5 protein-coding genes are annotated in these 6,933 nt (G+C 38.9%); 1 reads left to right on the top strand and 4 read right to left on the bottom strand.

Going from position 1 to position 6,933, the window contains the following annotated elements:
- On the top strand, positions 1 to 467 hold a 467-nt coding region (locus tag CD112_RS07280), incomplete at its 5' end, for a Rossmann-fold NAD(P)-binding domain-containing protein (protein WP_506546930.1).
- An 87-nt stretch (positions 468 to 554) separates the two neighbouring features.
- Here the strand turns inward: CD112_RS07280 and CD112_RS13970 are convergent.
- From CD112_RS13970 to CD112_RS07260, 4 genes are all read right to left on the bottom strand, one after another.
- The gene (locus CD112_RS13970) at positions 555 to 704 is read right to left on the bottom strand and encodes an LPXTG cell wall anchor domain-containing protein (protein ID WP_103364078.1); all 150 of its coding nucleotides are present in this window, start codon (positions 702 to 704) and stop codon (positions 555 to 557) included.
- Positions 688 to 3,228, bottom strand: a complete 2,541-nt coding sequence (locus CD112_RS07270) for an Ig-like domain-containing protein (protein WP_103364077.1) — start codon at positions 3,226 to 3,228, stop codon at positions 688 to 690. Before CD112_RS07270 ends, CD112_RS13970 begins: the two co-directional genes overlap by 17 nt.
- Before the next feature lie 10 nt (positions 3,229 to 3,238).
- Positions 3,239 to 6,082: a putative mucin/carbohydrate-binding domain-containing protein gene (locus tag CD112_RS07265; RefSeq protein ID WP_103364076.1), complete on the bottom strand. Its 2,844-nt coding sequence runs from the start codon at positions 6,080 to 6,082 to the stop codon at positions 3,239 to 3,241.
- A 428-nt stretch (positions 6,083 to 6,510) separates the two neighbouring features.
- Positions 6,511 to 6,846, bottom strand: coding sequence for an SdpI family protein (locus tag CD112_RS07260; protein WP_057510722.1), 336 nt, complete (start codon positions 6,844 to 6,846; stop codon positions 6,511 to 6,513).
- Positions 6,847 to 6,933 lie beyond the last annotated feature (87 nt).

Here is a 6,933-nt window from a genome sequence, read left to right as displayed (position 1 = left end):
GTATGCGTTTCAACCTTGTTTGCCCTAAAGAATTGAATCCTACGGATGAATTATTGAACCGTTGTAAAGAAATCGCTGAAGAAAACGGTGGCGAAATCTTAGTAACAGACGACATCGATAAAGGTGTTAAAGATTCAGACGTACTTTACACAGACGTATGGGTATCTATGGGTGAACCCGATGAAGTTTGGGAAGAACGTATCAAATTATTGAAACCTTACCAAGTAAACCAAGACATGATCGAAAAAACAGGTAACCCACATGTTATTTTCGAACACTGCTTACCTTCATTCCACAACACTGACACAACAATCGGTAAACAAATTGAGGAAAAACACGGCTTAAAAGAAATGGAAGTTACAGATGAAGTATTCGAAGGTAAACACTCTGTTGTATTCCAAGAAGCTGAAAACCGTATGCACACTATCAAAGCTGTGATGGTTGCGACTCTAGGAGATATTGGATAATTCAATTTCACTTTATAAATAAAGAAATGCCATGGTAATGGGGTTCAATCCCTACCATGGCATTTTTACTTTAGACTACCCTCAGTCTTATTTATCTGTTTTTTCGTTCTTATTAAAGCGTCTTGCGATAAAACCTAAACCAAACAATGTCAACAATGAACCTAATAACGGCATTGATGATGTTTCATTACCTGTTTCAGGTAATGCTTGTTTATTAGTCTTACTTTCTTTTTTTATGAGTAAAAGTTTTAGAGTTTAAAGTTGTTGATTTTTTATCTTGAACATCTTTTTTCACTGATTTTGTTTTCACATTTTCTATGTCATTGTGTGTAGTTACTTCACCAGTGCTTTCTTTTGATGTGTCATTGTTTTCAACAGTAACTTCATCATTTTCTTCCTCTTTTTCAGACTCTACTACTGTATCTTCTTTAGAAGGAGAAATTTCAGTAGACGTTTCTTCTGTTTCTTTTACTGGTTCTTTCTCAACTGGAGTCTCTGATCCTGTCGATGTTGGTTCTTCTACCGGTTCCTCTGGCGTTACCCCTGATGTCGGTTCTGTCGGTGTTGCTTCTTCCACAGGTGCTTCCGGTATTACTTCTGGTGCCGGTTCTATTGGTGTTTCTGCCTCTGGCTCGGATGGCACTTCTGGAATCTCTTCAACTGGTACTTCCGGTGCTGTCGGTGTTGCTTCTTCTGCCGGTACTTCTGGTGTTACCTCTGGTACAGGTGTTGTCGGTGTTACCACCTCTGGCTCGGCTGGTACTTCAGGCACTTCTTCGACTGGAATTTCCGGCTCTGTTGGTGTTGTTTCTTCCACCGGTACTTCTGGTGTTACCTCCGGTGCTGGTTCTGTTGGTGTTTCTGGTTCCGGCTCGGCCGGTACTTCAGGCACTTCTTCGACTGGAATTTCCGGCTCTGTCGGTGTTGTTTCTTCCACCGGTACTTCTGGTGTTACGTCTGGTGCTGGTTCTGCTGGTGTTTCTACCTCCGGCTCGGCTGGCACTTCAACCAACACAATTTCACTTTCAACTGTGTCAGATTGATTTTCCGCTAAATCTTTAGCATATACTTTCACAGTTTCATTACCTATAAGAGATTGTCCATCTAGTAATTCAACATTCCAATTACCTTCTGCATCTGCTTTAGTTTCTAAAATCTTACCATTAGCTAATACTACAAACACATTTGAATTAGGCTCTGCCGAACCACCTATAGCTTGATCAGTAGATTTAATTTCATTCACAATAGGTGCTTTCGGCGCCACAGTATCTTTGACAGTTTGTGTTGCTTCTGGTGATTTGTTGTTCGCTACGTCTGATGTTACTGCTTTAATAACTTCATTATGTGCTAATGGAGTTTCTAGTGTAGTTGTCCAAACACCTTTATCGTCCGTCTTAACTTCTGCAGTTTTGCCGTTCGGTAATTTTAAAGTTACCGTGCTCAATGGTTCGCTTGTTCCGCTTACTTTTTTAGCTCCCGCTTCAATTGCATCGATTGTCGGAATGGTTGGAACTACTGTATCTTTCACAGTTTGTGTCGCTTCTGATGATTTGTTGTTCGCCACATCTGACGCCACTGCTTTGATCACTGCGTCATGTGCTAACGGTTCTGCCAATTCCGCTGTCCACTTGCCATCTGCATCTGCTTTCACTTCTGTTGTTTTACCATCCGGCAATGTCAATGTCACTGTGCTTAATGGTTCACTTGTGCCATTTACTACTTTAGCTCCTGCTTCAATCGTATCAATTGTCGGAACGGCTGGTGCTATTGTATCTTTCACAGTTTGTGTCGCTTCTGGCGATTTGTTGTTCGCTACGTCTGACGTAACTGCTTTAATTACTGCGTCATGTGTTAATGGTTCAACTAATTCTGTTGTCCACTTGCCGTCTGCATCTGCTTTTACTTCTGTTGTTTTACCGTCTGGCAACGTCAATGTTACTGTGCTCAGTGGTTCGCTTGTTCCGTTTACTACTTTGTCTCCCGCTTCAAGCTTATCGATTGTCGGAGTTGCTGGTGCTGTTGTATCTTTCACAGTTTGTGCCGCTTCTGGTGATTTATTACCTGCCATGTCTGAAGCTACTGCTTTGATTACTGCGTCATGTGCTAGTGGTGTTTCTAATGTAGTTGTCCAAACGCCTTTGTCATCTACCTTAACATCTTTAGTAGTGCCATCTGGCAACGTTAATGTCACCGTACTCAATGGCTCGCTTGTTCCATCCACTACTTTAGTTCCTGCTTCGATTGTGTTGATTACTGGTGCTTCTGGAACTACTGTATCTTTTACCGTTTGAGTCGCTTCTACTGATTTGTTTTCTGCTGCGTCTGAAGCTACTGCTTTGATTACTGCGTCATGTATTAACGGTGTTTCTAATGTAGTTGTCCAAACGCCTTTATCGTCTGCGTCGACTACTTTTGTTGTACCGTTTGGCAACGTTAACGTAACTTTACTTAATGGTTCACTTGTTCCAGTTACTGTCTGACTACCAGCTTCAATTGCGTTAATCACTGGTGCTTTAGGTGCTACTGTATCTAAAGCTTTGACAGAAATCGGTTCAGATACTGTACCGTGTTTACCTGTTGCATATACCTGTGTAACATCGTTATGTTCTAAAGATGTTCCTTCTGGTAATTGTGTTGTCCACTGCCCATCTTTATCAACTTCTACTTCTGCTTTTTTGCCATTCGCAAAAGTAAGTGTAATTGTGCTTTCTGGCTCACCTTTACCGCTGATGCTTGTCGCACCTGCTTCTACCTTGTCCACAGTTGGTGTATCAACTTGATAAACCGCAACTAATGGGTTTTAAGATTTGTAGCAATTCTTCCTTAATCGCAGGATCAGCATATTCAACACCTGTGAAGACATTAAATAGTTCTCTGCGATAATCTCTCTCAGGATGATTTTTAATTTCTTCTGCTACGTGTGTTACATCTTTTCTAATCTCTTCATCATAACGACGGTTTGCATCCGCTTGTGTTTCACCATCTACAATAAATCCTTTATCAGTTAGTGTATAAGTTAATATTTCTTTTTCAGCATTTTGTCTAGAAATCGCTACATTATCTTTGTTTTCATTTCTGACTAACACACGACGAGCCGCTGGTTCACGATGGCGAACGATAACTTTATCGCCATATTCTAAATCGAAAGTTTGCAGTTCTGATGCAAGACTTTTGTTACCAACTAATGTTCTATCTAATACTGTCGTACCATCTGCTTTTTGAATAGTTACATGTGCATATTCATCAGTGAAGTATAAATGTGGTTGTCCTGGATTTTGTTTATACGTTACTTGTTTAGTATCTGGATTATAGTTGACTGTAGCCATTTCCCAGTTGCCTAATCCTCTTAGTGAGATGGTTTGTGTAATGTTGTTTTGGATATCATCTTTTTTAGGATAATCAAGCGTTGCTTGATTATTACCGCCTTCTCTAACTACGAGATATTCACTTTCAGGTAATGCGTCTGTTGTTGAAAGAGGTGCGACAATTTTATAAACACCTGCACGTAAATTAGAGAATGCAGCTTTACCATCTACAACTTCTGCACTCGCAATTTCTTGTGTGCCTTCCATCAAGCTTACTTTGACGTTATCTGGTAAGACTTGTCCATTTAAATTCACATTCACTTGTGCATCTTCATGAATCGCCGTATCAGCTAAATCTGATGATTTTACAAGTTCATAAATCGTAGATAAACCTAATTTATCTTTAATACGTTGTTGTTCCTCAGGATTAGTAATCAATGCTGCTAATGGGTATGTGAATGTATTGTTGTAAGTGTCTAAATCATCTTTTAAAGCTTGTGGCATTTTCACTTTGTATAAATCAAAGTAGGCTGTGCCATTAATGCCGTTATCAGCTAACCAATACGTTGTAATCCATCTCGGTACATCTTGTTCAAATGGTTTACCTGCTTTGCCCATATCCGCTTCTTCTTGACGAATACCTTTCCACATATCCGCAAAGCCTTCAATGCCCGTTAAACGCACCATTTTTGTCATGAAATCAAGACTGCCACGGAAACCTGCATTATAGAAATTCATTCTTCCATCCATTACGCGCTCATGGAAATCTTTCTGCATGCTTTCTTGTCTGCCTTCATAAGCCCAACCGTCTTTGACACCCATGATAGTCGTTTGATATTGGTTGGCTAAAATATTGTTTTCAATTTCAATTAAATTCATTTTAGGATCATACGTCATTGCACCATCATAACCATGACCGACTTCATGCAGTGCTAACCAACCTCTTTCAAGATAACCTGACATAGATGGGTTATTAGATCCCATATTGTTTGTTGAGTAATAAGCAAGACCTGGCCCATGAGCATCCGCAATCGTAAAGTATTTTTGGCCGACATTATAGTGGACAGAATTAATGTCATCATTTAAGCCAACCCATTTATCATAATGATTAATAACATCCTCATAATAACCGATCATGTCATCTAAGTTCTTAAAGCCCCATTGGCCTGGGTTTTTACCTAAGTTTGCGATGCGTTCACGGTCCACATTCGGTACTAAGAAAGCAATTTTATCGCCGTCTACATAACCATAGCTTGTATTACGAGCAGCCCAATCTGCATCAAATGCTGCTTTATCTCCACCTTTACGGTAAGTAGGCAGTGTGACGCCAGCATCACCTTCAACATAGTATTCTACAACTGGTTTTTTAGTTAAACCTGTTGGAATACGTACGAAGGCACCGCTATCCATAGTTGTAGAGATTTGTGTCCAGCTTCCGTCTCTAGAAACTGTCGCATTACGAACTGTTTGTCTATCGTTAGTCATCAAATCTACACGTAAATCTTCTTCATTACTGCCTTGTGCTTGTCTGATATAGAGCTTTTTATTTTGCGGTACAATCAAACCTAAACTTTCTCTTGCTTGATAAATACCACGTTGCATTCTTGCTGTTCTTGCAGCTTCTGATTTTTCATATACAGGAATCTCTTTCGCATAAACTTGCTCATTAATTCCTTGGATTTTTTCAACAGGATGTGCGTTCGCAGCGGGTGCTGGTGCACTTGTATTCGTAATTGGTTGAGCAGGTGCTTCTGTCGTTGTTGTATCGGTAGTAGCGGCAGCTCTTGTCGCAACTTCAGCATCTGCAGGTTGAACAGCAGGTTCTGATGGCGTAACAGTAGTAGCTTTAACTTCAGTAGTCGCAGCTTCTTTTGGCGCATCTGTCGATGGCTCTGTTGCTTTTTGTGTATCAACTTTCGGCGCATCAGTTTGCGTTGTATCTGTTTTTGTAGGTTGTGATACTTCTGGTGCTGTTACAGGTTCAGGTTTTGTTGCTGTTTCGCTTGTTTGATTATCAACAGAAGGTTGTTGAATCGTAGTGTCTTGTGGAGTAGGAGAATCATTCACTGTTTCATTTGTTTGTGTTTTTGTTGACTCCGCAGTTGCAGTGTCACCGTTTGTTTCTGGTTGTGTTGTAGGATTTACAATAGCGGTATCAGTGTTTTCTGCAGCTTGTGCTTGTTGATCCAGGGATGTATAAACTAGTGTTCCAAATAGAACTGAAGCAATCCCTGCGCTAAATTTTCTAATGTGGTATTTATTTCGTAATTCTTTATCGAATAATACATCGTGTTGCTGTTTTCTAGGCATTAAATGTTTCACTTCTTTCGTGTGTAATTGTTCTACACAATTCTATCATTAATTTTTTGGAAGATGTAAAAAAATTTATTGATTTACACAAGTTTTACTAAAAATTTTAAAACCTTTTAAAAGAGATAACTTCCGACACACTTTTCAAAGCACTTGTGTTTAAAGCGTTTTCAACATAAAACAAAATCAATTAAAATAACTATCAATTCTCATATCATCTTAAACACAGTAAAAGAACTCATCTTGCTAGACTTATATTTCATTGAAAATATACAACAGAAAAAGTAAAAAACTTAAGGTATTGTTCTATTTTCAAAGCAGAATCTCTTTATCGGTATACATGATATGCTCGACCTTAATACATACAAAAACACGCCCTCAACTCAGCATGATCATATGCTTTGTTAAGCGCGTGTTTTGAGAATTATTTATTCTAATTTGTTATTAACGTTGAGATACAACACCAATAATAATCCTAATAATACGATAGATTGGAGTAACACTGAGACAATCATGAATGTGTCATTGTCTAAAAATAAGAATACTATATCAGCCAATAGCCAAAAGAATGAAGCGAACACCGTATACATAAATACCTTTGTAGACTGTTCACCATACTCTTTTTGAGCCAGCATCCAATTCTCTTTATTTTTCTTAGACTTTCTTGTTCGAAATCCCCAAAAATGATTAATATCATCTGGCGGTACTTGTCGAAATAATTTTCCTAGTATCCATAGAAAAATACTGCTAGGAAATAACACCATACTTAAAACATCCCTTCTCTGTTTTCTATCTCAGTAGACGTTTCATATCATTTAAGAGAATTGATTAATTTAGCGCAGTAAACCAAA

Origin of the sequence: Staphylococcus simulans (assembly GCF_002902285.1) — a bacterium.
In the GTDB taxonomy this organism is placed as follows: Bacteria; Bacillota; Bacilli; order Staphylococcales; family Staphylococcaceae; genus Staphylococcus; species Staphylococcus simulans.
Note: the sequence above shows the minus strand (reverse complement) of the source record. Positions and strands in the feature narration are given on the sequence as shown.